Raw genomic sequence first — 26,865 nt, 5'->3', positions numbered from 1 at the left:
CTCTAAGACTTTCTGGTATAGTTCACTTATCATTTTCGTTATTTAGGTCATATATAGTAAATATGACTTATCTTTTTTGGGAGTCTGTGTCTGTATTCCATGCTACATAAGCTTTTCAGCTTGCTTGTCCCCCTGTCAGATGAACTTGTCTTTTATGTTGATGAAATAATCCATCCAGATTTTGATTTTACTAGACTTTTCCGACTTCGATTAATTCGAGTAATTGTGCTTCGGTTAGCTGAGTAATGCCCAATTCTAGGGCTTTTTCTAACTTAGAACCCGCCGCTTCTCCTAGCACTAAATAATCGGTTTTTTTGCTCACAGAACCCGTCACTTTTCCCCCAGCTTTTTCGATTAATTCTTTCGCTTCCTCCCGTTTGAGAGTTGGTAAAGTGCCAGTAATCACAAAGGTTTTCCCTGCTAAGGTGACTTTTGTGGTGGTGGTTTTTGCTGCTGCGGCAAATTGTAAACCCGCTGCTTGTAATTTAGCGACTAAATCCCGATTAGCCTCGATTCTAAACCAATCATAGACCGATTGGGCGATTTCTTCACCAATACCATAGACAGAAGCTAAATCAGTCACGCTGGCGTTAGCTAACTCCTCTAATGTCCGAAAACTTTCGGCGAGAATTTTGGCGTTAACGCTGCCCACATAGCGAATTCCTAGCCCATAAAGTACCCTCGACCAGCTTTGATTTTTGCTCTGAGCCATAGCTGTAATCAAATTTAAGGCTGATTTCTCGCCCATTCGGTCTAATTTGGCAATTTCCGTTTTTTCGAGGCTGTAGAGGTCAGAAATGGCGGTAACTAATCCCTGTTCAATCAGCAAAATTACCACTTTTTCCCCTAATCCCCGGATATCGAGAGCATCGCGACTAGCCCAATGTACTACACTTCCCCGCAAAATCGCCGGACAGGAACTATTAACACAGCGCGTCACCGCTTCCCCCACCGGACGGACTAGGGGAGATTGACATTCAGGGCAATTAGTGGGCATCTGGAAGGGTAAAGTCTGGGGAGGACGCAATTCTGGCAGGATTCTCACCACTTCCGGGATAATTTCCCCCGCTTTGCGGATAATTACCGTGTCACCGACTCGGATATCTAATTCGGCCACTCGATCGCTATTATGTAAAGTAGCCCTTTGTACGGTGGTCCCTGCTACCTGTACTGGTTCCATCACCGCCATGGGTGTAACTGCGCCGGTGCGTCCCACATTGACGATAATATCTTTAACTACTGTGGGGACTTCTTCGGCGGGATATTTTAAAGCGATGGCCCACCGGGGGAATTTTTGAGTGAATCCTAACCGATTTTGTCGCTGTAAATCGTTGATTTTGACTACGACACCATCGGTCATGTAGGCTAATTGATGACGTTTTTCTTGCCAATCTTGATAGTATTGCGCCACTTCTTGCAGGGATGGACAGAGTTGACGGTGGGGATTAACCAGAAATCCCATGGTTTCTAATCTATCTAAGGATTGCCATTGAGTAGTGATATTGTTATCGTCTAAATGCAGGGTATAGGCAAAAAATTGTAAGCGTCTTTTATCAACTATTTTCGGATCTAATTGTCGTAGGGTTCCCGCTGCCGCATTGCGGGGATTAGCAAAGAGAGATTCCCCTTTTTCTTCTCTTTCTTGATTGATTTTATCGAAGGTATCGAGGGGTAAAAAAGCTTCGCCGCGCACTTCCACAATTGCTGGGGGATTATCTATATTTAAGCGTAAAGGAATAGAGCGAATTGTCCGCACATTGGGGGTAATATCTTCGCCGGTGACTCCATCCCCTCTAGTAACACCTCTGACGAAAAAGCCGTTTTCGTAGGTTAAAGCTAACGCGGAACCATCGATTTTTAATTCACACACATATTCCGTGTCTTGGGTTTCATTTACATATCTTTGCCAACGGTTGCCCCATTTATTTAATTCTTCGAGGTTAAAGGCATTTTCGAGACTATACAGGGGAATATTATGACGGACAGAAACGAATTGACTAGAGATTTTATCCCCGACTCTTTGGGTGGGACTATCGGGGGTGATTAATTGCGGATAACGCTTTTCTAGGTCTTCTAATTCCCGATAAAGTTGATCATAAACGCTATCGGGTATAAAAGGATCATCAAGAACATAATAAGCATAACTGGCTCTTTGTAGTTCTGTTTTTAGTTGTTGGCAACGTTGTTGGATTTCTAAGGGGATAGTCATAATCGTTAATAATGCTACTGTGCAAAGACCATTTGAGGAGTTAATTTTAAATCGGGAAATGTTACCGATATTATTCTATCTTCGTTGTTAAATTCTGCCAGTTCATAAAATCCCGAAATCAGGGTTAAAACCGATATTTTTAGAGCCATAGGATCGATAATCCAGTATTCAGGAATCCCTCTCACTGCGTATTCTGAACGTTTATAACGGTAGTCATCATCGGCATTACCGGGGCTAACAATTTCTACAACTAACAGGGGAGTAAATTCAATCACTGCTGTGGTCATATTTCTAATCTCTTGACATTGTTCAGCAGTTAAAATCATTAAGTCTGGGATTCTCGATTTAGCTTTATCGGTGCGAATTCCTACGGTAGCGGGCATAACTTTCCAAGTTAGATTTAATCTTTTAATTTCTGCCATTAAATAATCATAAATAAAGGCAAGAATTAAAGCATGAAAGCCACTAGCGGGAGGCATAGAAATTAATTCTCCGTTAAATAATTCGTATTTATTATCTGTGCAGTCCTGATAATTTAAATATTCTGTAAAGGTGTATATTTTTTGTTGGGTAGCAATCATGATAACCTCTAGAAAAAACTTAATTGAATCTCCTTAAGGGGGGTAGGGTTGATTCATGAATCAACCCTACCATAAATCAACCCTACTATGAATCAACCCTACCATGAATCAACCCTACCATGAATCAACCCTACCATAAATCAACCCTAGAGTTAGGGGGAATCTGACAATTTTTAACACCTAGCTTTTTACTTAAGATTCGATATCCTCAACTTTTTTGGGAACCGTTGCAGTTAAAACCTCATTTCCTGTGGCAGTAACTAACACATCATCTTCGATACGGATACCGATACCCCGCCATTTTTCTGGCACTTCCGGCTGTCCTTCAGCAGGTTTAATATCGGGGGAGATATAAATCCCCGGTTCCACGGTTAAAACATGACCGGGTTGCAAAGTTTGCCAAGTTTCTTCGTTAACTTTATAACCTCCCGCATCATGGACATCTAATCCTAACCAATGGCCAGTTCTGTGCATATAAAAAGGCTTATATTTTTCCTCTTTAATTATCTCATCAATGTCGCCGACCAATAGCCCTAAATCTACTAATCCCTCCACAATTGTCCTCACGGCTGTGTCATGAAAAAGATTATAAGGATTACCAGTTTTTACCACTTCAATCGCCTTTAATTGAGCTTCCAGAACAATTTCATAGATAATTTTTTGTTCGGGGGTAAATTTACCATTAACGGGAAAAGTGCGGGTAATATCACCGTTATAGTAATTGTAGGCACAACCGGCATCAATTAACAAAAGCTCATTTTCTTGTACTTGGCGATTATTGTTGATATAGTGCAGAATACAGGCATTAGCACCACTAGCGACAATAGAAGGATAAGCAGGACCCATACCCCCTTCTAGGCGAAAAGTATGCTCAATTTCCGCTTGAATTTGATACTCGTAGTGACCAACTTTGGTAAATTCTCTGGCCCGATTATGTGCCTGTGCTGAAATAGCGGTTGCTTGGCGAATATTGTCTAATTCGGCCTCGGTTTTCAGTAAGCGCAAAGGATGGAGAATAAAATTAGTATCCTCTAAAGCAGTCGGTCCAGTGCCGCGACGGGGAAAAGTGGCGATTAATTTTTGCCAGTGCTTAAGAACAGTTGTATTAAAAGTTTTGTCCCGGCCGAGATGATAATAAATTCGGTCGGCTTTTTCGAGATATTGGGGTAATTTTTCGTCCAATTCTTCGATAGAATAGGCCTCATCAGCAGCAAAAATTTCCTTTGCTCCTTCCACACCGTGGAGATAGCCTGTCCAGGTTTCTTTTTCCGAGTCTTTTGGCTGCACGAACAGGATAAACTGATGTTCGGGGTGATGGGGTGCTAAAACCGCCACCGCCTCCGGTTCATTAAATCCTGTCAGGTAAAAAAAGTCACTATCCTGACGATAGGTGTATTCTACGTCATTGTGCATGACCACCATGGGCGCACTGCGAAAAATTGCCGTTCCATTGCCGATTTTTTCCATTACCTGCTGACGACGCTGCTGAAACTCTCTGCGATCGATGCCCATAGATATTCCTAAAAATGTCACAATAAGTCTTAGAGTCTATTATCGCTAATCTTTTTAGTTTATGACCCCTGAAGAACCGGATTTTTCCCAAGATATCATCGAAAGGCGCGAGTTTACCCTAGCAGATTTTATCGCTCAAGAGGGGGCGGATTTCCTCAAAGGGGAATCTCCCGTCCCCAAATTGGTGCAAGTTACCACAGAGATTAAACAATTTATTGCCGCTAATTTAGGGGATTCTTCGGGAGCTTTGCAGATAATTTTACAGCTTATTGTCGATGAAGAATTAACCAAAGTCAGTCAAAATTTAGATAATCCCGTTCAAGCTTTACAGTTAATCCTAGAAGAAATTTTAGACAATCAAGAATTACTCTATGAATTAGTACACCGAGTCGATGTGAAATGGGGACAATTATACGGGGAACGTCCCTATTTTCAACAACCCAATCAAAAACCCCACCCTGAAGACGAATACACCCACAATTCTGTTAGAGATAAGTTAGTCAGTTTATTAGCCAGATTAGAAGCGGATGAGTAGTAGAGCCTATAGCAGTTATTAGGAGACTCCGAGACGATTCAAGATATACCTTATCTTTATGAAAAACTCTATATTTTAATTATTTCTTAATAAAGACTAACAGGATCGACAAGGAGTATCTATCCCTAGACAGACCACTGGGGCGGTCAGGGGTGAAAATTAGGTGTAAGATCAAAAAATTCTCCGATAACTGTTGCCCTATCCCCCGCGTGCCTAGCTATTCCTACTATACCGCCGATGTTTTTAGCGATCGCATTTTTGGCGGTAATCCCTTGGCGGTTTTTCCGGAAGCGTCTGGATTAACCCCCACCCAGATGCAAAAAATCGCCGCCGAATTTAACTTCTCGGAGACAGTCTTCGTTTTTCCGCCAGAAACGCCCCAAGGCACTAAAAAAGTCCGGATCTTCACCCCCAGTACCGAATTACCCTTTGCAGGTCATCCTACCGTCGGCACGGCCTATATTTTAGCCCTAATCGGTGCTATTCCCCCCTACCAAGAAACCACGATTTATCTAGAGGAAGGAGTCGGTTTAGTACCGGTGAAAATTCTCATGGAGGGGGAAAAACCGGTCTATAGTGAGTTAAAAGTGGCACAATTGCCAGAATTAGTGACGGATACTTATGCTCTCGATGATTTAGCCGCGATTCTTTCCCTAGGCGTTGCCGATTTCTTACCCGGTTATCCCCCCCGGTCCTTTTCCTGCGGTCTCCCTTTTTTATTCATCCCCGTTAAAAACCGAGATATTTTAGCAAAAATCAGAGTTAATTTAGCTCTCTGGTCATCATTATTAGGTCAATCCCCCGCTAATTCCCTTTTTGTCTGCTGTTTTGACCCAGAATCTCCCCTATCTCGTCTCTATGGCCGAATGTTTGCCCCCAGTTTAGGAGTTATGGAAGATCCCGCCACCGGTTCGGCTGTGGCCGCTTTAGCGGGCTACCTAGGGGCTTTAGAATCTTCTAGGGAAGGGATGAATCAATGGACGATAATCCAAGGAGTGGAAATGGGCAGACCCAGCAGTTTACAATTAAAGTTTCAGAAAAACCACCGTAAAATTACGGAAGTTTCTGTGGGTGGTGCATCAGTTCTAGTCTGCCAAGGCAAGATGATAATTCCCGATGAAAAAACAGGAGAGAGTTAAATTTTTGCACTGGTATCATTATATAGAGAATAAAAAAGCTTAATCCCGCAAAAAAGCGAGAGGATAACTCATATTCTCAGCAAAGCCCAAGATACCTCCATCTCGATGCTCATAGAGTAAATTTTCTTGATTATCAAATAAAAAAGTCCCCCCCCGTTGGGTGAGATAACTACTATCGGGGATATATGTTGACCAATTGCCCAAAACTTGACTCATATTACGGAGTCTCAGGGTGGCTAATTCAAAAGGTCGCTGAAAACCTTGACCCCCGGCAAGATTGAATAGGGAACCCCGGAAAGCTGGTAAAGGCCGCGCTTGTATTGTTTCCTCCTCGGCAATTAATTGGGGGGCTTTGCGATCGCCAAGATAACCCCGCAGCACTTCGGCCAGAGTCCCCGGACTACCCACACCCGCACACATCAAAATTAGATTTAACCAGGCATTTTTTCCTGGAGAAAATCCAGGTAATTTTAACGATAAACCCCGATAAAGTCCTAATAAATTATGTAATTCAGCTTTGGGGTCAACAAAAAGCCAATCTTGCCGAAATTTCGTATATTCAGCGAATTTTAAACCTGAATTGCGATCGCCGATACCGATGGCACGAATGGTGATCCCGGCATTTTGCCAAAGGGCTGCCTCTTTTTCTAACCACCAAGCATATTCGAGACTGTCAAAATCTCCCAATTGCGGCCAAACAAGAATTAAAAGACGTTTGTAGTCGGCACAATCGCTTAAAATTGGCACTATTTGCCCATCGCTGACCCTTTGGCGTTGAATTGTTGAAAATATTTCATAGCTGCTGCTCATCTGTAAATTTCTCCTAATAAAACCGCTGCTTTTGCCCCCGTGACTTGCGGTAAATTACCGGGGAAATTGTGCCAGCGCCAATAGGCCAAAAGGGCAAAAGCGATCGCTTCTTTAAAATCGCTATTTAATCCTACCTCATCGGTGGTCAAAAGCTTGACATTTGCCCCCAAATGTGCTAGGAGTCGTTGGCGCAGGTAGGCATTACGAGCGCCACCACCACAGAGCAGCACTTCCGCGGGCATTTCTGGCAAAAAGGTTTGATAGCTGTGGGCGATCGAAATGGCGGTTAAATCGGTTAAACTCGCCAACCAGTCGGCATCACTGAGGGAATAAGCTTGGGCATCCTCGCGCAATTGGGCTAGATAGGCGGGACTAAATAACTCTCTGCCGGTGGATTTAGGGGGATATTGTTGAAAATAAGGCTCCTGTAGCCATTTATGAACTAATTCGGGGCAGGGTTGACCCTGAGCCGACCATTGACCGTTATGGTCGTAGGTTTGTTGGCCTTGGCTCAAAAATTGTACGGCCAAATCGATGAGGACATTGCCGGGGCCGGTATCCCAACCGAAAATTTTTTGCTGCCAATTTTCCCTTTGTCGGGGGGGTAGATAGGTTAAATTGCCAATACCGCCGATATTTTGGACGCAGCGGGCTTTAGTGGGGTGAGAAAGCAGATAAGCGTCAATTTTCGGCACTAGGGGCGCACCGTGACCAGCTTGGGCGATATCGGCAGCGCGAAAATTACTAATGGTGGGAATACCGGTAATTTTTGCGATCGCTGCTCCCCGTCCTAATTGTACCGTGTAACCGAGGCGATCGTTTTCGGGGGGTCGATGAAAAACGGTTTGACCGTGACTGCCGATTAATTGGGCTTTTGGGGCTTCTTTTTGGATATTTAAAGCGGCACGGGCGAATTCTGCGGCGATATCATCATCTAAGCTGGCTAAAGCTTCAATAGATAGCTTTTCTCCCCCACAGACTTGTAAAATTGTCTCGCGTAATCGGGGGGAATAGGGGTAGGTTTCCCCAGCTAATAACTGCACCTGTGGAGATTCCACTGTACCGCTAATCTCCACTAAAGCGGTATCGATACCATCCACCGATGTGCCACTCATTAAACCGATAACTAACAAGTTTTTTCCCCTCAAGTGTCGATTGTTGATTATTTTATCCCCCTCCGACAATAGTAACAATTTCTAATTTATCCCCCTCCTTGATTTCCGTGTTTTCCCAATACTGACGATGGAGGATTTCCCCGTTATATTCCACGGCAACTAACCGAGGATTCATGCCCAAATTTTCTAACATTTGCCCTAGTTTAGTTGCAGGTAAACAGGTTTGAGTTTTGCCGTTGATTTGCAAGGTTATTTCTGACATGGATTTGGATAAGTAGTCGTGCAAAATTAATTTCCTAGTCGAGACAGGAGACAGGAGGCAGCTTTTTTCTCCCCACACCCCACACCCCACTTCATAATTCATAATTCATAATTCATAATTCCCCCTCCCTACACCCTACTTTAATTGGGTTAATAATTGTTGTGTCACCACATCGGGGTGCTGCGCTTCCATGATGGCCCGGACTACAGCTACCTGTTGCGCTCCTGCCTCTAAAACCTCTTTAATGTTACTACTATCAATACCACCGATCGCAAACCAGGGTAAAGGGCAATTTTCCCGCGCATAACGGACATATTCCAATCCTGCGGGGGTTTTTCCCGCTTTGGTGGGGGTGGCATAAACCGGCCCGACTCCCACATAATCGGCCTTTTCTTGGATTGCTTTGGCCATCTCTTGGGGATTAGTGGTGGACCGGCCGATAATTGCCGTCGGGCCGAGAAATTGCCGCGCTAGGGAAATCGGTACATCCTCTTGACCGAGATGAACACCATCGGCATGAATGGCCTGAGCAATATCGACGCGATCGTTCATAATAAACAAAGCATCGTAACGGTGGCATAACTCACAGAGTTTAGCAGCTTCTTCTAAACGAATGGTATCAGCGGCGGTTTTATGGCGGTACTGCACCAATTTTAAACCTGCTTTTAGGGCTAATTCGACGATTTCTAGCAGATTTTCGGCGGGAGAAGTGACTAAATAGAGGGGAGATGCTTTCAGTTTTTCCAGAGGTGGCGAGATTAATAGTTTACTCTCTAGCTGATAAACCCGATAGCGCAGCTGTTTACAGGCTATCCCTAGCTCTAGATCATAGAGTTTACCGTATTCTTCTAAAACCCTAAAAGCCTCCTGTACGCGAGCCAGATTGGCCTGCAGCAGTCCCTCGACAGTCTCCCGGATTTCTTCCCTGGGATGGCTTAAATCCCTGCCGATATCGCCGGCCGTGTCCCGATGTCGTTTAAGATCGATCGAGTGCCAACTAGCTAATTGATGGCGCATTTCTTTACATTCTTGGGCTAAATCGGGATTATCTAAGCCAAAACGACACCATTCTTCGATAATTCGCAGTCCTTCTCTGGCGCGGTCAAGGTTAGCATCGAGAATCCGTTTAATCGCCGTGGTTTCTAGTTTCATTTGCCGTCAATGTAGAGTTATTATAGCCGTTAGCCGTCAGCTAAAATATTACATTCTTGGCTGCCATTCGGGGAACAGTAGAGGCGGCATCAGACAGGCAACAAAGAGGGAGGAGAAACCCACGCCAAGGACAATTTTAAGCCGGGGGGAGATTCTTAAGCGCCCCTAGGTATTGCAGTAATTGCTGATGATCTGGGTTATGTAGCGGGTACAGACGATTATAACAGATGGTGACGAGGGCTTGCAGATCGTCCACTAAATCCTCAGCTGCAATCGATTCATGGGGTTGATTGAGGAGAATGACTTGGATATTCAAGAGACTGCACAAACCCAAAATAAAATCATGACAAAAGCGACTCACACTTTCCGCATGGGTTAAAACTAGAGATTTCACCTCACCGTGACAAATCATCTTCACTAGACGCATAAAATTAGGGCGATTGTGGCTGACTCCGTCGCCGATATCGGTGAGAATTTCAAAGGGTTGACCCTGCTGACTACAAAAGTCTTCTAACGCTTTTATCTGGGTGTCTAATTGGGGTTTTTGTTCAGGTCGATTAACACGAGCATAGCCCACAATAAATCCAGTTTCTTGTACAGATTGTAAGATATCTCCCCGTCGAAATCGGCGATGACCGCCAACGGTACGAATTGAGGCAATTTTACCCTGTTGTTCCCAGCGCCGGAGGGTTTTAATGCTAACTCCAAGCAAATCCGAGGCTTCTCGAATAGTAATGAGGGTATTCATAATATAGAACCCGGTTTTAATTAAAGAAATTTATCGAGGTAAGTTTGTCCAACTTTAGACAGTCAGTTGTCCACGTTCATAATGTTACTAGACTCCACCAGTGATTATCCATGAGTTAGGAAAATTAATCATCCCCCTTTAGATAGAGGTAGTGAAGGGGATTTTTGGTCTTTCTAAAACTTGAGTTTGTCCGGGGGTTTTGGGGTGACATTCTTATGGGACTAAAAAGACGTTGCTGTAGGGATGAATTGCCTTCGCCCTGTTTTCTCCCGTCAGGGAATTGATTCTTCTGCAACTCCAGTGTTGATCATTAAAACTGTTAAATTTTATACATTGTACCTATCTTGATTAAGTTTTGTAACAATTTGAGAGATTTTTTTTGAACTAGAGCCTGTTTATTTGTCCAATTTTCACCAAAAAGCTTGGGTATATTTGTCAACTTCTGGGTAGTTATTTTGAGAAAAAAACTGCTATAAATTGGACAAAAAAATAGATAAATGTTGCCAAAAAAAGTTTTCTAAACCACTTGTTTTTTTTTGAAAAGTTTCGCTATAGTTCTGTCAAGTCAAATAAAAAGTTATCAGCGAGCTTAACCCTTGCCTAAATTCTTTTGATGGCTATAGTACACACAATTAACGCTGGATAATTCAGTTATGATGACAACCAACAAATTAACCAAAACTTTTGCTTCTGGCTCCCTAGCCATCGGGGTTCTCGCTGGCGCAGTGCTTACCGCTACCAGTGCGAGTGCCGCGGTGTTAACTTGGGCGCAATGGACGAGCGGACAGGATCTTATTCAAGGCGACAAAATAGTTAAGTACGTCCCCAACCTAGCAGCTCTCGACCCCTTAAACCCCATTGGGGCTGAGGCGGTGGATAAAGTTGCGCTGACCCAGATGGGTGATCATTATTATTTCCGATACGATGCTATGGACGGTCTCGCTGATACCAATAAGGGTCCCGGGGGGTCTTTCACATATACAATCGGGGTCACTGACCCCAACAAGTCTATTGTCGGGGTTGACCTGGATTCAAACGTATCATCCAACTACGGGACTGTAACCGAGACATTTGGTGAGATATCTAATGTCTTAGTTTCAACTAACGGCTCACAGGTCCCTCCTAGCGGTTTCATCCCTATCGTCCCCAAGCAACTGTTGACCGTCACAAATACCCTAGTTAATACTAATCCTGGCACTGAAGGTCTATTTGACTTCCAAAATTCTTTCCACCAAACAACCGTTCCCGAACCGGGTACTATCCTCGGACTTCTGGCAGTGGGTGGTTTAGGATTGGTTTCCCGCTTCAAGAAACAAAAATAACAGTTACCAATGTCTCGTACACATTGATAACTGTGACGTTGAACAAGAATAGCTAAAGGTTAGATGCCCTGTTTGGTTTTCTAGCTTTTAGCTTTTTCTTTAAGCGTTGATTATAACGCAGGTCTTGACCTGATTTTTGTTTTTAATCAACTTCTGTAGGGGCGTATCGCGTACGCCCTCCCTTCGATAATTTTTTCTGAACAAGCTCAAACATTGTCCGGCGAAGGCGATTCGCCCCTAGGGTGGGAAAAATTAGAGTATTGTAAAGTGTAATTCTGTGCGGCCATTTAGGGGAATTCCTCAAGGCTATATAATTGAGCTTTGGGTAGTTTATCCCAGCATAATTCTTGACCGCGAAAAACTAATGTCCTCTTTACTCTCCGCTATTCCCCTCGATGCAATCGCTTATAATCCCCAGGGCTTAGTACCGGCGATCGCTCAAGACTATCTTGATGCTACAGTGTTAATGATGGCCTGGATGAATCGGGAATCCCTCGAAAAAACCCTCACCACTGGGGAAGCGTGGTATTGGAGTCGTTCTCGTCAAGAATTATGGCACAAGGGCGCTACTTCTGGCCATATCCAAAAGGTGCGTCAAATTCGCTACGATTGCGATAGTGATGCTATCTTACTGACTATTGAGCAAATCGGTGATATTGCCTGTCATACCGGCGAAAGAAGCTGTTTTCATCAAGTAAATTGGCAAAAATCACCGCCAGCGGCCGACACCCTCTCGGAATTGTTTAAGATAATTTGCGATCGCAGAGACGATCCTCATCCGGAATCCTACACCTGTAAACTTTTGGCTGGGGGAGATAACAAAATTCTCAAGAAAATCGGCGAAGAATCGGCAGAAGTGGTCATGGCCTGCAAAGATAATGATGGCGATGCTATTGCTGCAGAAGTGGCCGATCTTTTTTATCATACCCTCGTCGCCCTCGCCTATCATCAAGTCCCCCTGCGAGATGTCTATAAAAAACTGCAAGACCGGCGCCGGTAATCAGTTATCAGTTATCAGTTATCAGTTATCAGATTTGAGTTTTAAGTGTTAAGTTTCCGATTCCTGACGACCGAATATTTGTGGTTTACGACTTAGTAATTATCGGTGCCACTCCTGCGGGGATAGAAGCGGCTTTGTTGGCTGTTCACCTCAAAAAAAGGGTGGCTTTAGTGCAACAGCCTTCTAGCGGCAATTTAGAGGCATCTGAGGACATTTTTAGCAAGGGGTGCAGCCAAATTATCCATCTCTATAAACTGCTGAATCATTGGCAAGAAACAGCCATTTATCCCCAATGGCAACGGTTGCGGGAATGGTTAGAGGAAGTAGATAAAAGTATTAATAAACATCATTCTTTGGCGAGATTAGCCACGGAAGGAATAGATGTGATCCCAGATGGGGGGGAATTTGTCCGGCTGCCGCGTTTAGGATTCGTGGTTAACGGTCGGCAATTGTTGGCTAAACACTATCTTATCGCTACTGGTTTTTATCCGCAAGTACCGAGAATTTTCGGCTTAGATGAGGTTAATTATTTTACTGCTCAGACCCTTTGGCAAGAGCCAAATTTAGACAATTTAGGACAACATTTAGCGATTATTGGCAACAGCAGCATGGCTGTGAGTTTGGCACAAATTCTCCGACGTTTAGGGAAAGAAATTAGCTTAATTATCGAGGATAATTATCTACTGCCGGATATTGATCGGGAAATCTCCCATTTAGTTACTGCCATTTTAGAAGCGGAAGGAATTAAGATTTTATCCGGCTATTGTCCTAGTCAAGTGAAAGCGATCGAGGGTCAAAAATGGTTACAATTAGGCAATCGTGTCATGGAAGTTGATGATATGATTTTTGCTGGTAATTATCAAGTCAATGAACAGGGATTAAATTTGTCCGGGGTGGGAGTTAAACTAGAGCAAGGATTAATTAGGGTTAATCGGCAATTACAAACCGATAATTCCCGCATTTACGCCCTAAATTTGCTCAGAAATAATTATCCAGATCCTACTTTAAATCACCGGGCCGCTTTTGGGTTAGTCAAGCATCTGCTCACGGGAGAAAAATTTAACTTTAATCCCGAGCAAATTCCCTCATTTATTGCTTTCGATCCTGCTATTGCTTGGGTGGGTTTAACTGGAAAAGCGGCCCAGGAGAGCTATGGTGAGGAGGTAAAGATGATCAACTATCCAATTAAAAATATAGTCCCACAGCAAATCTGGGGAGAAACCACGGGATTTTGTCAATTAATCTACCGACAAGATGGTAAAATACTGGGAGCGCAAATAGTCGGTAATCAAGCAGCGGAAATGATTAGTATTATCAGTTTAGCTTTACAAGAAAATTTAACCATACAATCCCTCAATAAAAATATTTATGCTTGGGGAAGTATGGGAGAGATTATCGGAGAAATGACGCAATTAATCCCCCCGAAAAAATCTTGGTTAACTTGGCTAAAACAATTATTTAGATAATTAGATCGAGAAGGAAGATTAAATTATGAAACCGAAGTTTATTGTCTTTGAAGGTATTGACGGATCGGGAACAAGTACCCAAGCAAAACTCTTACAAGAATATTTTTTAAAGCGAGGGGAAAAAGCAGTTTTAAGTCCGGAACCTTCCGAGGGAGTCATCGGTCGTTTGATTCGAGAAATAATGCAAACTAATCTTATTTCTATCCAAGATCAAAATAAATTTGACCGACAAATGGCCTATTTATTTGCAGCTGATCGCCATGATCACTTATATAATGATCACGATGGCGTTTTTCAACTTATTCAGCAAGAACAAACCCACGTTATCACTACTCGTTATTATTTTTCCTCCCTGGCCTACAATTGCAATAATCCCGAAGAATTTGCTTTTGTTCGGCAGTTAAATCAACATTTTCCCAATCCAGATTTAGTTATTTATATCGATGTTCTTCCCGATATTTCTCTAGCAAGAATTAAAAACAGAGCCATCACAGAAGTGTACGAAAAACAAGAAAAATTAATGAAAGTTCGTCAAATGTTTATCGAGATATTTAAAGAATATAAAGATAATTGTTTACAACTGGATGGCAGTGATACAATAGAAAACCTTCACCGAAATATTATTAATTATCTTGAACGATTAATTTAAATCCATGCTTAGTACAGAAACCACCCCTAAATTCACCTACCAACCCCACTATAAACCCAATCAATTAATCTGCGGTCACGGCCAAACAGCAATTATCACGGGATGGACAGTAAAACAGTCCCTTGCTAAACATTTAAATCCCGACCAATACGCGGTGATTGGTAATCTTTATAGTCCCACCAGAGGAATTAGTCCCCTGCTGAGAAACTTAATAGCAAATCCCCACGTTAGATACTTAGTTATTCTCAACGCGACTAAGGAAGATAAGAACTCCGGTAGCTGTCAATGTTTGCTAGATTTTTTTAGTCAAGGATTCCAGTTAGGAAAAAGTGACACAGGTAAAGAATGTTGGCTAATTAATTCTTCTACCACTGGATATATTGACAAAGAAATTGACCGAGAAATTCTCGAAAAATTACGTCAATCAATTCAATACCAACCAGTTAAATCCATCCCAGAAGCGATTGAAACTGTCAAAAATTATGCAGAACAATCTCCCTTACCAACTTGGGGAGAACCATTAACCTTTCCTATCTCAGAAAATCTTCCTTCTCTCCTACCCGGGACAAGATACGGTCATCGCATTGAAGGAAAAACTATTGCCGAAACTTGGGTAAAAATTCTCCAAAAGATTAAAACCACTGGCACAATTAGACCGACAGGATATGATGGTAAATGGCAAGAATTAATTGACCTAATGGCCGTTGTCACCGATGAACCCCCAGACTTTTATTTTCCTGAACCTAATTATTTGCCTATAGATAGAGCTTTTCTTACCGAATATATCGGACAAATTCTCGATGATTCTCCTATACACCAAGGAGTTAAATACACCTACGGTCAAAGATTGCGCTCTTGGTTTGGACGAGACCAAATTGAACAGGTTATTAATAAATTAATCTCAGAAATTGACGCAGCTAGTGCAGTTATGTCCCTTTGGGATGTGAAAGACCACGAAAAGGGAGGTAGTCCCTGTTTAAATCATATTTGGGTGCGAGTGGTGGAAAATGAATTGTCTCTCACCGCAATATTTAGAAGTAATGATATGTTTGCCGCTTGGCCAGCAAATGCCATGGGATTGCGTGCTTTACAGCAACATATTTGCCAAGAAATCAATCAACGCTCCCAGTATAATTTAACCTTGGGTCCATTAATTACTATTAGTCAATCGGCCCATATATACGATGATACTTGGGAGAATGTCGAACGATTAATCGCCACCCAGTACGATAAGATTGTCAATCAGCGCGACTTTTTTGACCCTAGCGGTAACTTTTTGATTTCTGTGGAAAAAGAACAAATTCTTGTCCAACAAACTACCCCCGGCAGTGGGGAAGTTGTCGCTTGTTATCAAGGCAAAAATCCCCTCAAATTAATCCGCGAGCTTGCCGCTACCAATCCCGCAATTATTCCCGAACATATCGGTTATCTGGGAATCGAGTTACAAAAGGCATACAATTGTCTCAAAAATAATCAGCTTTATATTCAAGACCAGTAGATAAGTGGGTATTATAAATTATGAATTATGAATTATGAATTGGGAATTGGGAAGTGGGGTGCATCTCATTAAAACTCAAATCTGATAACTGATAACTGATAACTGATTACTGATAACTGATTACTGATTACTGATTACTGATAACTGATAACTGATTACTGGTCTTTGTTTGCCGAACCGGCGCCGCGATATTTGAGAGATGAGGAGCGAATTGGGTTGGCCACCGTGGGATTATTGGTGATTTTAACCTCCGCACCCCGATATTTACCCCCTCGCTCCTTGACAGGAGCTTCGGCGACTGTTGGCTCGATATAGGTGGCACCACGATACTTTTTCTCGCCGGCGCTTTCCGGAGTGGGGACGGGGACATTCTTTTGCTCTTCTCGTCCTTGCCATAAAAAGGTGACGACAATCACAACTGTCAAGAGAATTAATAGCTGAATCTGCCAAGGAGCCAAAACCAGACTCAACACTAAACTAATTACCGTGGCGGCACTGGCCAGATAAGCGATCTCATCACTGGACTGCTGCCAGAAATAGGCAGCCAAGGCAGCGGTGAACAGTGGTAACAAAAACAAATAGGACATTCTGGGTACACCTTGTCATGCTAGTGAACCAATCTCCCTATATATTACCTCCCTAGCTTCGATCGGCGAAAAATATTAACTCAGCTTATACTTCATATAAGTTTTATTTTGTCAATTCTTCTTTACAATTCGTAAAAATATTGTTACATTTATTTACATGAACTAAAAGTTAAAGCAAAATAGCCAAGACAGCAAGCCGGTTCAGATTGTCTCGAAGAGTATAGGACAGAAGATGATTCCTTGAGTCCGAGACAACGGCAAAAAACTGGGCTGACTAGCTTAAAAAAGTTTTCGGGGTTTGGGTTTGCCCCATTGACAGATTTGCTTGAGTTCTCCTACATAACTTAGCGCTACCTCGGCTGGACACCGAGGTTTTTTATTTTGTTACAGCGTTTTCGACTAAGTCAAACGTAGATAAATTATGGCTATCTAAGAATTAATTGAGATTACCTACTTAATTAAAAATTAACTTCATTTTGATGTACAGAATCCAAATAAAACTTGATTACATCTTCTGGTGTACCCTGAGATTGCAACTGGCCTTTATTCAGCCAAATTGCTTGGTCACAGGACTCTTGAATTAAAGTCAAATCGTGGGAAACTACTAAAATAGTAGCGTTAGAATTCCAGAATTTTTTTAAACGTCGTTTACACTTATTTTTAAAACTTTCATCCCCGACGGAAAGGACTTCATCAAGAATAAGAATATCGGGGTGAACCTCCGTGGCGATCGCAAATCCTAAACGAGCCACCATCCCGGAAGAAAGAGATTTCACCGGCGCTCCCATATATTCTTCTAACTCAGCAAAGTCAAGGATGTCTTTGGTTTTTTCCTTCATTTCCTGACGAGAAAATCCCAGCATTACCCCATAGAGAATAATATTATCTTTTACCGGTAAATCTGGATCAAAACCCGCTCCTAATTCAATTAGAGAGGCAATTTGTCCCCTGACTCTCACCTGTCCTTTTGTCGGTTCCAGAATACCACAAATGACTTTTAAGAGAGTAGATTTTCCTGCGCCATTAGCTCCAATGATACCTAATTTTGCTCCAGAATTAATGACTAAATCTATATCATCTAGAACTAATTTTTTGGCCGGTTGACGATATTTACCTTCAAGAATAGAGAAGATTGTCCTTTTTAGATCGTAGGAGAATTCTTCTTGAGTACGTCTTTGGAGAGACACTTGATCGAGTCGAATTACTTCTGTCATTTATAATAAATCCATAAATAAATGTCGCCAGAGTCGGAAGCAAGTCCAACCAATTCCTAAGATGATGATCCCACCGAGTAGAGATTGAAAAATCAAACTAAAATCCGGTAATCCGGGGGAAAGGGACAATTGGCGAATGCTTTCGATTACCGGTAATAATGGGTTTAATAGGAGGAATGGTTGTACGGAAGGAGGAATAATTTCTGGGGGATAGAAAATCGGGCTGCTAATCCAAGCGACAAAACAAACAATTTCGTAAAAATAGGGTAAGTCTCTGAAGAAAACGTAGAGGGTACTGATAAAGAAACCCACTCCCGTGCAAACCAGAGAAAGACCGATCACGGGAAAAATCAGAGCAATTACATTAAGTAAACTTTGAGATTTCCAGAGAGTTACTATAGCCAAAAGGGGAAAGATACTAATAGCAAATTGAAAAATATTTGCCACTACCATGGAAACGGGAAAAATGCTAACCGGCAGACGAATTTTATTTAGAATACTGCCATTACCAACGATACTAGGTAAAGCTTGGTTAGTGGAAGCATTAAAAAAATTTATTACTACTAAACCAGTGAAAGCCGCTAGGACATAGTTAACTATAGAATTATCAAAATAAGAGGCGAAAACCGTGCCGAAAATTGCCGTGTATAGTGCAGTCATAATCAGGGGATTTAACAAGGACCAGTAAACCCCCAGAAAAGAACCCCGATAGCGTCCCTTGAGATTACGTTCCACTAAAACACTAAGCAACTCGTAATATCGCCGCGCTGTTGACCATCTAGTTTTTGTCTGGAGATCGGTCATAGGGATAATTGTCATCTCGTCAGTATTCAGTGCTCTATTCTAAACGATTACCGTCAATTTTGTCTATCGAGCGAAAGGGGACTCTAGTTTTTATCCAGTTCCCGACGACTTTCCCTCTCGGGAAAAAGTTCCCTCCCTGGGCCATTTATCTGACCCAAGAAGCTTAAAAACCGCTAAAAACTTCTTTTTTTAGGGTTGAACTCGGTTTTTAGGGATAGCCTCAGCTAATTGACCTAGACTCTAGCAGGTTTGCCAATAAAATAGACATCAGATAAGCTGTTCGTAATTTAAATTGCTTGTTGAGACGAGGCAAGAGGCAAGAGGCAAAAGACAACAGTAAAGCGATTGGGGGAGGTTCGGATAATCTAAGAATAAGCGGTTTAAATGCGTCTTAGCTTAAAAGTCAAGAAATGCCGATTTAAACACAGCTAATCTCAGAAAAACCAGAGTCAAAAACCGATAACTGAACAACTTCCTAACAGCCAAACCAAGAATTTAATCTAATTGATGTCCTGTCAGTTCCACAAAGATATCTTCGAGGTTGGAAGGGCGACACATTACTCCAGTTTTATCGCTCAAAGTGTCGAGATAGGCATTAGCATCAGCCACGGTGGGGAAGAATTTATAATCGATTTTATCGCCAACTTGTTTGATAACTAAACCCTCGCCATACTTACTACGAAAATCCGTTAGAGTTCCTAATTCGATTAATTTGCCCGCATCCATAATGCCAATTCTGCCCGGGTTTCCTGCGGCGTTATCCTGACAGAGAAATTCCACTTCTTCCATGTAGTGAGTGGTTAACAAAATCGTCATTCCTTGTCGATTTAAATCGCGAATTACTTCCCACAAACGACGACGATTTTGGGGATCTAAACCGACTGTCGGTTCATCGAGAAAGAGGATTTTTGGTTCGTGAAGAAGGGCGCGAGCAATCTGTAAACGTCGTTTCATTCCTCCGGAAAGAGTTTTGGCAAGGGCAGATTTTCGATCGCTTAAACTGACATAATCTAAATAGCGATCAATTAATTCCTGTCTCTGGGGATTGGGGATATGGTGCATCCGGCCGTGAAATTCCATATTTTCCCAGACGGTTAATTCCCCATCAACGCTAATCTGTTGTAAGACTACCCCAATATTTTTCTTCACCTGATCGCGGTATTTTTTCACATCATACCCCGCCACTTCGATTTCTCCTTGACTTGCTTCGGTTAGGGTGATAATCATGCGGATTGTCGTCGATTTTCCCGCACCGTTGGGACCGAGTAAACCAAAGATTTCCCCTTTTTCGATGGCAAAGGAAAGCTCGTTAACTACTGGGAGATTGTTATAGATTTTAGAAACGCGATCGAGAGCAATAGCGGCGGTCATAGTTACAAAAGTTAATATTCCAGCTATGGATTAGTGTAACCGAATTAGCCCAACTCGACTCCGATTTTATCTTTCCCTCCCGCACTCACCATATCGACTTTGGTTTGAGATCCTGACAATCAGATTAGAATACGGATAAAAAATTTTGACTTTGCTGGTATCAGATGCGAGTTTTGCTGCCGATTCTCTGTTTATGTCTAGGAATAGGGGAATTTTTGCTCAATCCCCCGATTAGTCTGGGCAATTCCCTTCCCGCAACCACGGTAACTCGAACGGAAACCCGTTTGCTGCTGAATTTAAAAAAAAGACGGGTTTTTGTTTACCAAGGACAGAAAATAATCGCTTCTTACCCAGTGGCGATCGGTCGTCGGGGTTGGGAAACCCCCACGGGACAATTTAGGGTGATTCAGATGGTGCGGGAACCAGTCTGGCAACATCCTTTCACCGGGCAACTGGTGCCATCGGGAAAAAACAACCCTTTAGGAGCGCGTTGGATTGGATTTTGGACTGATGGCGCGAATTTTATCGGTTTTCACGGTACACCCCAAGAAAATCTCATCGGCCGGGCCGTCTCCCACGGTTGCGTTAGGATGCGCGATCGAGATATAAAGGCTTTATTTGAAAAGGTACAAATCGGCACTTCAGTGATAGTAATCGCTCAATAAGTAGGGTCTGCTGAAAAAGTTTGTTGGTGAGGTTAGGAGTCGGTCGTCGGTCGTCAGTCCTGATGAAAAAATTTTCACCCCCACAGATGAAAGAGTTTCCTTCCCTACACCCCACACCCCACACCCTACACCCTCTTTTAAGTCAGGCGTAATTTAGATAGTCAACAGTTTAAAATGAGAGAAACTAAGCCAAGAGGATAAGCGGTGAATATTATTGAACTAATCGGGATCGTGGCGGGAATATTAACCACTGTCTCCTTTTTACCCCAAGTGATTAAAACTTGGCGTTATCGTTCGGCTAAGGACTTGTCCTTAACTATGTTTATTTGCTTTTGTCTGGGGGTTTTTCTTTGGCTCATCTACGGCCTTTATATGAACAGTAAACCGATTATTATTGCTAATTTTGTTACTTTTATCTTAGCGGGGACAATTCTCTATTTTAAGATTAAATATGATTAAAATAACTGACAATCCCTTGCGGCCTTATTGGCTCACGTCATGACAATTTTACAATTTATCCCCACATCTAGGGGCGCGGATAGGATTTTTAGGTTAATTTATTGTTAAGATGATCATCTTTGACCATTGAGACCAAATTTGGGGTCAAGAAACATGAGCGATCGCATCGAGTGGATTAATGCCCTATCAACCCGTCCCTCCCTAGAAGCGGCGGTGACGGAGGTAGTGGAAAAAGTGACAGATAAGTTAGTTGGATCGGCAGATTTAGCCATAATTTTTATTTCTTCTGCCTATGCCAGCGACTATCCCCGTTTAGTTCCCTTAATCTTGGATAAACTCCCCGTTCCTGTGCTGATCGGCTGCGGTGGGGCGGGGATTGTCGGCATGGGTGAGAGGGAAAAAGCGCGAGAAATCGAAGCGAGTCCAGCTTTAAGTCTCACCGTCGCCCATTTGCCCGATGTGGAAGTGCAGCCCTTCTATATCGAAGCGGCGGAAATGCCCGATCTCGACAGTTCCCCCTCTAGTTGGACAGAATTATTAGGGGTAGAAGCGGCCAAAAATCCCCAATTTATCCTTTTAGCCGATCCTTTTTCCAGTCGCATCAATGATTTGTTAGAGGGTTTAGATTTTGCCTACCCCAGTTCGGCCAAAATCGGCGGTTTAGTCAGTGGTGGCATGATCGAACGTTCTGGGGGTCTATTCTACCACGATCAACAAAAACCCCGTAATAGCTATCTCTATCGTCAGGGAACCGTAGGAATCGCCCTTTCTGGCCATATTATCGTCGAAACTATCGTCGCCCAGGGTTGTCGTCCCATCGGACCGATTTATCAGGTGAGTGAGGGAGAACGCAATATTATCATCTCCATGACCAGCAAAGAAGCTGATGGGACTCCGCAACCACCTTTAAATCTACTGCGGGATTTAATTGCCTCCTTGAGGGAAAAAGACCGTGAATTAGCGCAACACTCCCTTTTTATCGGTATTGCTAGGGATGAGTTTAAAATGCAGTTGCGGCCCGGGGATTTCTTAATTCGCAATCTTTTGGGAGTAGATCCTCGCCAAGGTGCGATCGCAATTGGCGATCGAGTTCGTCCGGGGCAGCGGGTACAATTTCACCTGCGCGATGCCGAGACTTCCGCCCTAGATTTAGAATTACTTTTGCAAGCTTTTCCCCAAGAAAAACTCGCTAGTTCAGAGGTACTAGGTGCTTTAATCTTTTCCTGTCTCGGTCGCGGGGAAAATCTCTACGAAAAACCGGACTTTGATTCGGGTCTTTTTCAGCGTTATTTCGCCAATGTTCCCCTCGCCGGTTTCTTTTGCAACGGAGAAATCGGGCCGGTGGCCGGTCGCACTTTTTTACACGGTTATACCTCGGCTTTTGCCCTCTTTCGTCAGGGAATTTAACGCTATACTAAATAGCTAGTACACTAGGGAGTAGAACGATGGTAAAAGCGATATCTTTCTCTGACTCGGAGATTATCTATCCCGATAGTGACGGTAAACCGATGGCCGATAATACCAAACAATTTCGCTGGATTGTGATGATCAAGGAAAATCTCGAATGTTTATTCGCAGAGAATGACCATGTGTTTATCGCCGGCGATCTGTTGTGGTATCCCGTCGAGGGGGATAATAAAACCTGTCAAGCGCTGGATGCTATGGTGGTGTTTGGCAGACCCAAGGGCGATCGAGGTTCCTATAAGCAATGGTTAGAGAACCAGATTGCGCCGCAGGTAGTCTTTGAAATTCTCTCTCCGGGCAACACTAAAGCGGAAATGCGCCGAAAATGGCAATTTTATCAGCGTTTTGGCGTAGAAGAATATTATCTCTACGATCCCGATGCTAATTATCTACAGGGTTGGTGGCGCAGGGGTGATCAATTGGAGATGATTCCTGCGCTCGATAATTGGCAGAGTCCGCTTCTACAGATTCGTTTTCAACTGGAGAGTCCCCAGTTAGCTATTTTTTATCCCGATGGCTCCCGGTTTTTGACCACCCTAGAAATCAAGCAAAAGGCTGAATTAGCCGAACAGCAAGCCCAACAGGAACGCCAACGGGCCCGGGAAGCTGAGGCAAAATTAGCCCGCTTAGAGGCGCAATTACGGGCCCTGGGGATTAATCTAGAGGAAAGCTAACGAGAGGCGGGAAGGACGGGATTTAACCACTGGAGAATCTCATCTTTGAGACGGGAATTATCCCGGGCAAGTCCCTGTTTTAACCATTGGCCGATCGCATCGAGGGGAGTAAATACTTCTCCGGTTTGCCAACTGACATCTTGACTCAAGGGAGTGAGATGATTACCCGGGAGAGTTCGCAGGGCAATTAAATCATTAAAGCGTTTTTTTAGCAGGGGATTTAATACCAGAGATTGATCGATCGTGTCGTCTTGAAAACGGATTAAAAGATTGCGACGAATGGCATAATCTTGGAAAATTAACTCGTTTGTTTCTTCGGGGGAAGGGGTAAATTCGAGGTTAAAAGTGGTGTCAATTTGTAAAGGTTCGATAAAGGGAATAGCCCGACGAATGGGATAATTATTAAAGGAAATGAGGATATTTCCTTCCCGCTCCACTTCGTAGAGACTACCGATTAATAAATGCAGTTTACACCCCATACTGTGACCCAATCCGTAGATGGGGAGATAACCTTGGGACAGACTATGATTCCAGCGCAGACGTTCAATAATATTATCAAAACGGTTTAAAACTGTGCGGGCGATCGATTTATGATCGAGGGTATTAACAAAGGGAGTCGCAACAATAGCGTATCCTGAATTACCAAGGCTTTCTAATAACCAACGATAGGTAATATTCGGGGCCGCCGCCACAAATGCCCCCCCTAAAAAGTGAATGATACCCCGGGGACGACGAGGGAGAAAAACCCAATTACCTGCTATTTCTTGCCAATTCATAATTAGTTATCAGTTAATTAATAACTTAGTCACTCACTAAATAAATACCACTTCATATTATACTAAATCTTGTTTAAAAGGGATAGGAGATTAGCCAGAGATTAGCACGGCCCGATAAGAATAACTGCTTACCCAAGTTATAAAAAATCGGTAGGAATAGTTCTAGTCCAGTTTTTTCTTAATAAAAGCCACTAATTGAGACATTTGTTTCTTGATAGTTTCCATTTCTGTTTGCATTTGGGCAATTTGGGTATGGAGAGTCTGAATATCGGTGCTATAATCCCCAGTGATTTTCTCTAGTTTCTGGCTAGAAACTTTTGGTTTGGGAGAATACTGTTTTGCCTTGGCTATCGCTTCTTTAATCGCTTGTAGCAATTGTTTTTGGTCGAAAGGCTTCTCAATAAAGGCAAAATGCTGGAAAGGTTCGGGGATTTTCTCTACTACCTCCTCTTTCCTTCCCGACATCAACACTAGGGGGATACTTTTGAGATTATCTTCGCTTTGGATTTGCTGAAACACCTCCCAACCGCTCATTTTCGGGAGAAGGAAGTCCAAAATAATCAAATTCGGGTTTTTGGTACGGATGAGATTATAACCCTCTAATCCGTCTTTAGCTTCGAGGAATTCAAAGTTACCCTCTGGTAACATATCGCGAATGTGCATCCTGATCACTTTACTGTCATCGATAACGAGAATTTTATGATTTGACACGATAGACACCTTAGAAAAGAGACAATAGATCAGCTCGATGCTCCGAAGGGGTATTGAGGAAAACTGTCGGGATAGGCATTGAGGATTCCCAAAAAACCCTTAGAAACTAAGATACACCATAAAGAAAAAACCTCGGTTAATGTCCGAGGCTGCTGTTGTAGGAGAACTCAATGCAAAACAAAAGGAAGATACCAAAACCAAAGAGGTTTTTATCGGTAAATCACCTTTGTTGTCCTATTGTAACCCCTGTTTAAGCGTATCGGGATGAAGTAGCACTTTTTAGGGCTAAATAACCTAAACCGAGACATAAAAGCGCATTTACGCCCAAAAATGCCTGAGCGATCGTACCAGAACCTAACCAGATCAGAGTAGGATGGATAACAGCACTGATACCTAAAGTCACCGCCATGGCTAAAGTTACCCCCACTGCTAACCATTTGGCTTGGGGATGACTCAAAAGCAGAGCAATCAGGACAAAGGGCAGGATAAAACTAGCAAAAAGCGGATTAAGGGCAGAACTTCCCTGAATAACGCCTCCTAGGTCGGAAAGAGAACTCCCCATCACTCGGAAAGGCCATTGGGGTAAATCGAAGATATAAAGACCTCTGAGGAAAAATAAGCCAGAACTGCCAAAAATTAGACCAGCATTCAAAAATCCGTTCCAGGAGAAGGGAAAATAACTTCTCAGCCACCAAGCAAGAAGATAAGAACCCAAAACCATAGCCATTTTGGGCAAAACCGCCACCGCGCCGCCATCAATCCAGAAACGGGGATTGAGATAACCGTTATCGCGCAACCAACGCCAAAAATCCCGGAAAGTAATCTGTCCTTTCAGGGCCAATTGTAGGGCATTGCCCGCGTCTAATTGTCCGGCCCCAAAATGATTAAAGGGATCATCATTGATCTTACGGGCCGACTGTTGCAAAACCTCTAAAACTGCATTGGGTTCTTTAATTCCCGCAGCCTTGATTAAAGCTACCACGCCGGCAACGTGAGGGGCTGCCATGCTGGTTCCCTGAAAACCGAGGAACGCCGGTTCCCCTCCCTTAGCCGGATCGATGGTTTCTTGGATAATTTTACCCGTATCGGAGCCGCCTGGGGCAGCAATATCGATTCCGGCCCCGAAATTAGAATAGGGGGCTTTATTTCCAGAGGCATCTACCGCAGAAACGCCGATAACGTGCGGAAAACGCGCGGGATAGGCGGCGGAATTATCATCGGCATTACCGGCAGCGGCGACGATTACCACACCTTTACTATAGGCATATTCGATCGCCTCTTTCATTACTTGGGTTTCGCCTCCACCCCCTAAACTCATATTGATGACATCGGCTTTATTATCGACGGCAAAACGGATCGCTTCGGCAATATCTCCCACGGTTCCCCCACCCGTCCCGGAAAGCACCTTGAGGGGCATAATTTTGGCTTTGTAGGCGATGCCGGCCACCCCGTAGTTATTATTGGTCGATTGGGCAATTGTTCCCGCTACATGGGTTCCGTGACCGTTATCGTCCTCGGCATTGCCGCGATCGTTGACGAAGTCGTAGCCTTCGACAAACTCGGTTTCTCGCAGATCGGGAACTATTGATACACCTGTATCAATAACGGCGACGGTGATCCCTTCACCGTGATTTTCTTCCCAAGCGCGTTCGATGTTAATTCCCCTCAGGTTCCACTGTTTGCTATAGTCGGGGTCGTTGGGGGCGATAAAAGCATGATAAATATAATCGGCTTCGATCGATTCGGTGTATTTTTTTAGGTCGGAATTGCGGAGAGTTTTCAGGAGTTTGCTATCTCCATCAACAGTGTAAAGATGTTCATCAATGGAAAAGATACTATTTAAACTGGTGGGTTTTCCCGCTTTTTTGTTGATAGCATTTAACTGCTCATCGAGGACGCTGACGGGTATATCGTCTTTAAAGTCGATTAAAATTGATTGATATTCGCCCCGATTTGCTAATCCGGTAAAGTTAAAAATAGCAAATCCTAGACCGATAATAAATAGGGTTAACAATAAAATTTTTTTCATAGATTTCCTAAGAATTGATCATTACCAGCTAAGGTTTTTGTAGTTTTGATGAGAAAAGCTTATCGAAGTTCCCCTATTTTTGTCTCGGTTAAAGATAGAACTAACCGGTTACA

26 protein-coding genes are annotated in these 26,865 nt (G+C 43.1%); 11 read left to right on the top strand and 15 right to left on the bottom strand.

What is annotated here, in order from left to right; genetic code table 11:
• Positions 1 to 190: 190 nt before the first annotated feature.
• The 3 genes from ligA to IM473_RS01345 form a co-directional block, all read right to left on the bottom strand.
• Positions 191 to 2,209: an NAD-dependent DNA ligase LigA gene (gene ligA, locus IM473_RS01355; RefSeq protein ID WP_287659775.1), complete on the bottom strand. Its 2,019-nt coding sequence runs from the start codon at positions 2,207 to 2,209 to the stop codon at positions 191 to 193.
• A 14-nt stretch (positions 2,210 to 2,223) separates the two neighbouring features.
• On the bottom strand, positions 2,224 to 2,790 hold the full coding sequence (locus IM473_RS01350) for a Uma2 family endonuclease (RefSeq protein ID WP_287659776.1): 567 nt from the start codon (positions 2,788 to 2,790) through the stop codon (positions 2,224 to 2,226).
• 192 nt (positions 2,791 to 2,982) lie between these two features.
• Positions 2,983 to 4,302: an aminopeptidase P N-terminal domain-containing protein gene (locus IM473_RS01345; protein ID WP_287659777.1), complete on the bottom strand. Its 1,320-nt coding sequence runs from the start codon at positions 4,300 to 4,302 to the stop codon at positions 2,983 to 2,985.
• 61 nt (positions 4,303 to 4,363) lie between these two features.
• On the opposite strand from IM473_RS01345, the gene IM473_RS01340 reads away from it, so the two are divergent.
• Both IM473_RS01340 and IM473_RS01335 read left to right on the top strand, forming a co-directional pair.
• On the top strand, positions 4,364 to 4,837 hold the full coding sequence (locus IM473_RS01340) for a hypothetical protein (RefSeq protein WP_287659778.1): 474 nt from the start codon (positions 4,364 to 4,366) through the stop codon (positions 4,835 to 4,837).
• A gap of 209 nt (positions 4,838 to 5,046) precedes the next feature.
• Positions 5,047 to 5,976 (top strand): PhzF family phenazine biosynthesis protein, encoded by a 930-nt coding sequence (locus IM473_RS01335; protein ID WP_287659779.1) that lies wholly within the window; start codon positions 5,047 to 5,049, stop codon positions 5,974 to 5,976.
• A 39-nt stretch (positions 5,977 to 6,015) separates the two neighbouring features.
• Here IM473_RS01335 and IM473_RS01330 read toward each other — a convergent pair whose 3' ends face one another.
• From IM473_RS01330 to IM473_RS01310, 5 genes are all read right to left on the bottom strand, one after another.
• Positions 6,016 to 6,786 carry a peroxiredoxin-like family protein gene (locus IM473_RS01330; protein WP_287659780.1) on the bottom strand — a complete coding sequence of 257 codons (771 nt, stop codon included), beginning with the start codon at positions 6,784 to 6,786 and terminating at the stop codon, positions 6,016 to 6,018.
• Positions 6,783 to 7,919, bottom strand: coding sequence for an anhydro-N-acetylmuramic acid kinase (locus tag IM473_RS01325; RefSeq protein ID WP_407069744.1), 1,137 nt, complete (start codon positions 7,917 to 7,919; stop codon positions 6,783 to 6,785). Before IM473_RS01325 ends, IM473_RS01330 begins: the two co-directional genes overlap by 4 nt.
• 34 nt (positions 7,920 to 7,953) lie before the next feature.
• Positions 7,954 to 8,163: a sulfur carrier protein ThiS gene (gene thiS, locus IM473_RS01320; RefSeq protein ID WP_043999042.1), complete on the bottom strand. Its 210-nt coding sequence runs from the start codon at positions 8,161 to 8,163 to the stop codon at positions 7,954 to 7,956.
• Positions 8,164 to 8,298: 135 nt separating this feature from the next.
• On the bottom strand, positions 8,299 to 9,315 hold the full coding sequence (locus IM473_RS01315; RefSeq protein WP_287659782.1) for a thiamine phosphate synthase: 1,017 nt from the start codon (positions 9,313 to 9,315) through the stop codon (positions 8,299 to 8,301).
• A gap of 136 nt (positions 9,316 to 9,451) precedes the next feature.
• Complete coding sequence (locus IM473_RS01310; protein WP_287659783.1) at positions 9,452 to 10,063, bottom strand: IS607 family transposase; 612 nt, start codon at positions 10,061 to 10,063, stop codon at positions 9,452 to 9,454.
• 653 nt (positions 10,064 to 10,716) lie between these two features.
• Between IM473_RS01310 and IM473_RS01305 the strand changes: the two genes are divergently transcribed.
• The 5 genes from IM473_RS01305 (at position 10,717) to IM473_RS01285 (ending at position 15,998) form a co-directional block, all read left to right on the top strand.
• Complete coding sequence (locus tag IM473_RS01305) at positions 10,717 to 11,385, top strand: PEP-CTERM sorting domain-containing protein (RefSeq protein ID WP_287659784.1); 669 nt, start codon at positions 10,717 to 10,719, stop codon at positions 11,383 to 11,385.
• Positions 11,386 to 11,749: 364 nt separating this feature from the next.
• Positions 11,750 to 12,385 carry a bifunctional phosphoribosyl-AMP cyclohydrolase/phosphoribosyl-ATP diphosphatase HisIE gene (gene hisIE / locus IM473_RS01300; RefSeq protein ID WP_002739884.1) on the top strand — a complete coding sequence of 212 codons (636 nt, stop codon included), beginning with the start codon at positions 11,750 to 11,752 and terminating at the stop codon, positions 12,383 to 12,385.
• An 80-nt stretch (positions 12,386 to 12,465) separates the two neighbouring features.
• The gene (locus IM473_RS01295) at positions 12,466 to 13,851 is read left to right on the top strand and encodes a dihydrolipoyl dehydrogenase family protein (RefSeq protein ID WP_287659785.1); all 1,386 of its coding nucleotides are present in this window, start codon (positions 12,466 to 12,468) and stop codon (positions 13,849 to 13,851) included.
• 25 nt (positions 13,852 to 13,876) lie between these two features.
• The gene (tmk, locus tag IM473_RS01290) at positions 13,877 to 14,500 is read left to right on the top strand and encodes a dTMP kinase (RefSeq protein ID WP_287659788.1); all 624 of its coding nucleotides are present in this window, start codon (positions 13,877 to 13,879) and stop codon (positions 14,498 to 14,500) included.
• 4 nt (positions 14,501 to 14,504) lie between these two features.
• Positions 14,505 to 15,998 (top strand): thymidylate synthase, encoded by a 1,494-nt coding sequence (locus tag IM473_RS01285; protein WP_287659790.1) that lies wholly within the window; start codon positions 14,505 to 14,507, stop codon positions 15,996 to 15,998.
• 155 nt (positions 15,999 to 16,153) lie between these two features.
• On the opposite strand, the gene IM473_RS01280 is transcribed toward IM473_RS01285, so the two are convergent.
• From IM473_RS01280 to IM473_RS01265, 4 genes are all read right to left on the bottom strand, one after another.
• Entirely contained in the window at positions 16,154 to 16,585 is a 432-nt protein-coding gene (locus IM473_RS01280) for a DUF4278 domain-containing protein (protein ID WP_287659791.1), read from the bottom strand.
• Positions 16,586 to 17,043: 458 nt separating this feature from the next.
• Positions 17,044 to 17,799, bottom strand: a complete 756-nt coding sequence (locus IM473_RS01275; protein ID WP_287659792.1) for an ABC transporter ATP-binding protein — start codon at positions 17,797 to 17,799, stop codon at positions 17,044 to 17,046.
• Entirely contained in the window at positions 17,800 to 18,603 is an 804-nt protein-coding gene (locus tag IM473_RS01270) for an ABC transporter permease (protein WP_287659823.1), read from the bottom strand.
• 495 nt (positions 18,604 to 19,098) lie between these two features.
• Positions 19,099 to 19,974 (bottom strand): ABC transporter ATP-binding protein, encoded by an 876-nt coding sequence (locus IM473_RS01265; protein WP_287659793.1) that lies wholly within the window; start codon positions 19,972 to 19,974, stop codon positions 19,099 to 19,101.
• A gap of 164 nt (positions 19,975 to 20,138) precedes the next feature.
• Here IM473_RS01265 and IM473_RS01260 point away from each other — a divergent pair, with 164 nt between their 5' ends.
• The 4 genes from IM473_RS01260 (at position 20,139) to IM473_RS01245 (ending at position 23,236) form a co-directional block, all read left to right on the top strand.
• Positions 20,139 to 20,639, top strand: coding sequence for a L,D-transpeptidase (locus IM473_RS01260; protein ID WP_287659795.1), 501 nt, complete (start codon positions 20,139 to 20,141; stop codon positions 20,637 to 20,639).
• Positions 20,640 to 20,843: 204 nt separating this feature from the next.
• Positions 20,844 to 21,098, top strand: a complete 255-nt coding sequence (locus tag IM473_RS01255) for a SemiSWEET transporter (protein WP_002739519.1) — start codon at positions 20,844 to 20,846, stop codon at positions 21,096 to 21,098.
• A 153-nt stretch (positions 21,099 to 21,251) separates the two neighbouring features.
• On the top strand, positions 21,252 to 22,505 hold the full coding sequence (locus tag IM473_RS01250; protein WP_287659797.1) for an FIST signal transduction protein: 1,254 nt from the start codon (positions 21,252 to 21,254) through the stop codon (positions 22,503 to 22,505).
• Positions 22,506 to 22,543: 38 nt separating this feature from the next.
• Complete coding sequence (locus tag IM473_RS01245; RefSeq protein WP_287659798.1) at positions 22,544 to 23,236, top strand: Uma2 family endonuclease; 693 nt, start codon at positions 22,544 to 22,546, stop codon at positions 23,234 to 23,236.
• Here IM473_RS01245 and IM473_RS01240 read toward each other — a convergent pair.
• From IM473_RS01240 to IM473_RS01230, 3 genes are all read right to left on the bottom strand, one after another.
• Positions 23,233 to 24,012 carry a DUF1350 family protein gene (locus IM473_RS01240; protein WP_287659799.1) on the bottom strand — a complete coding sequence of 260 codons (780 nt, stop codon included), beginning with the start codon at positions 24,010 to 24,012 and terminating at the stop codon, positions 23,233 to 23,235. The genes IM473_RS01245 and IM473_RS01240 overlap by 4 nt on opposite strands.
• A 162-nt stretch (positions 24,013 to 24,174) precedes the next feature.
• On the bottom strand, positions 24,175 to 24,723 hold the full coding sequence (locus IM473_RS01235) for a response regulator (RefSeq protein ID WP_287659800.1): 549 nt from the start codon (positions 24,721 to 24,723) through the stop codon (positions 24,175 to 24,177).
• A 250-nt stretch (positions 24,724 to 24,973) separates the two neighbouring features.
• A complete protein-coding gene (locus tag IM473_RS01230; RefSeq protein WP_287659803.1) occupies positions 24,974 to 26,752 on the bottom strand; it encodes a S8 family peptidase in 1,779 nt (592 codons plus the stop codon).
• Positions 26,753 to 26,865 lie beyond the last annotated feature (113 nt).

This window comes from Microcystis sp. M015S2 (assembly GCF_020245945.1).
GTDB lineage: Bacteria > Cyanobacteriota > Cyanobacteriia > Cyanobacteriales > Microcystaceae > Microcystis.
This window is presented reverse-complemented; position numbering and strand designations above follow the sequence as displayed.

What these genes read in the sequence shown, in the direction of transcription:
- ligA (WP_287659775.1), bottom strand. Translation starts at nt 2,209, where the DNA reads ATGACTATCCCCTTAGAAATCCAACAACGTTGCCAACAACTAAAAACA.
- IM473_RS01350 (WP_287659776.1), bottom strand. Translation starts at nt 2,790, where the DNA reads ATGATTGCTACCCAACAAAAAATATACACCTTTACAGAATATTTAAAT.
- IM473_RS01345 (WP_287659777.1), bottom strand. Translation starts at nt 4,302, where the DNA reads ATGGGCATCGATCGCAGAGAGTTTCAGCAGCGTCGTCAGCAGGTAATG.
- IM473_RS01340 (WP_287659778.1), top strand. Translation starts at nt 4,364, where the DNA reads ATGACCCCTGAAGAACCGGATTTTTCCCAAGATATCATCGAAAGGCGC.
- IM473_RS01330 (WP_287659780.1), bottom strand. Translation starts at nt 6,786, where the DNA reads ATGAGCAGCAGCTATGAAATATTTTCAACAATTCAACGCCAAAGGGTC.
- thiS (WP_043999042.1), bottom strand. Translation starts at nt 8,163, where the DNA reads ATGTCAGAAATAACCTTGCAAATCAACGGCAAAACTCAAACCTGTTTA.
- IM473_RS01315 (WP_287659782.1), bottom strand. Translation starts at nt 9,315, where the DNA reads ATGAAACTAGAAACCACGGCGATTAAACGGATTCTCGATGCTAACCTT.
- IM473_RS01310 (WP_287659783.1), bottom strand. Translation starts at nt 10,063, where the DNA reads ATGAATACCCTCATTACTATTCGAGAAGCCTCGGATTTGCTTGGAGTT.
- IM473_RS01305 (WP_287659784.1), top strand. Translation starts at nt 10,717, where the DNA reads ATGATGACAACCAACAAATTAACCAAAACTTTTGCTTCTGGCTCCCTA.
- hisIE (WP_002739884.1), top strand. Translation starts at nt 11,750, where the DNA reads ATGTCCTCTTTACTCTCCGCTATTCCCCTCGATGCAATCGCTTATAAT.
- tmk (WP_287659788.1), top strand. Translation starts at nt 13,877, where the DNA reads ATGAAACCGAAGTTTATTGTCTTTGAAGGTATTGACGGATCGGGAACA.
- IM473_RS01285 (WP_287659790.1), top strand. Translation starts at nt 14,505, where the DNA reads ATGCTTAGTACAGAAACCACCCCTAAATTCACCTACCAACCCCACTAT.
- IM473_RS01280 (WP_287659791.1), bottom strand. Translation starts at nt 16,585, where the DNA reads ATGTCCTATTTGTTTTTGTTACCACTGTTCACCGCTGCCTTGGCTGCC.
- IM473_RS01275 (WP_287659792.1), bottom strand. Translation starts at nt 17,799, where the DNA reads ATGACAGAAGTAATTCGACTCGATCAAGTGTCTCTCCAAAGACGTACT.
- IM473_RS01270 (WP_287659823.1), bottom strand. Translation starts at nt 18,603, where the DNA reads ATGACCGATCTCCAGACAAAAACTAGATGGTCAACAGCGCGGCGATAT.
- IM473_RS01265 (WP_287659793.1), bottom strand. Translation starts at nt 19,974, where the DNA reads ATGACCGCCGCTATTGCTCTCGATCGCGTTTCTAAAATCTATAACAAT.
- IM473_RS01260 (WP_287659795.1), top strand. Translation starts at nt 20,139, where the DNA reads ATGCGAGTTTTGCTGCCGATTCTCTGTTTATGTCTAGGAATAGGGGAA.
- IM473_RS01250 (WP_287659797.1), top strand. Translation starts at nt 21,252, where the DNA reads ATGAGCGATCGCATCGAGTGGATTAATGCCCTATCAACCCGTCCCTCC.
- IM473_RS01245 (WP_287659798.1), top strand. Translation starts at nt 22,544, where the DNA reads ATGGTAAAAGCGATATCTTTCTCTGACTCGGAGATTATCTATCCCGAT.
- IM473_RS01240 (WP_287659799.1), bottom strand. Translation starts at nt 24,012, where the DNA reads ATGAATTGGCAAGAAATAGCAGGTAATTGGGTTTTTCTCCCTCGTCGT.
- IM473_RS01230 (WP_287659803.1), bottom strand. Translation starts at nt 26,752, where the DNA reads ATGAAAAAAATTTTATTGTTAACCCTATTTATTATCGGTCTAGGATTT.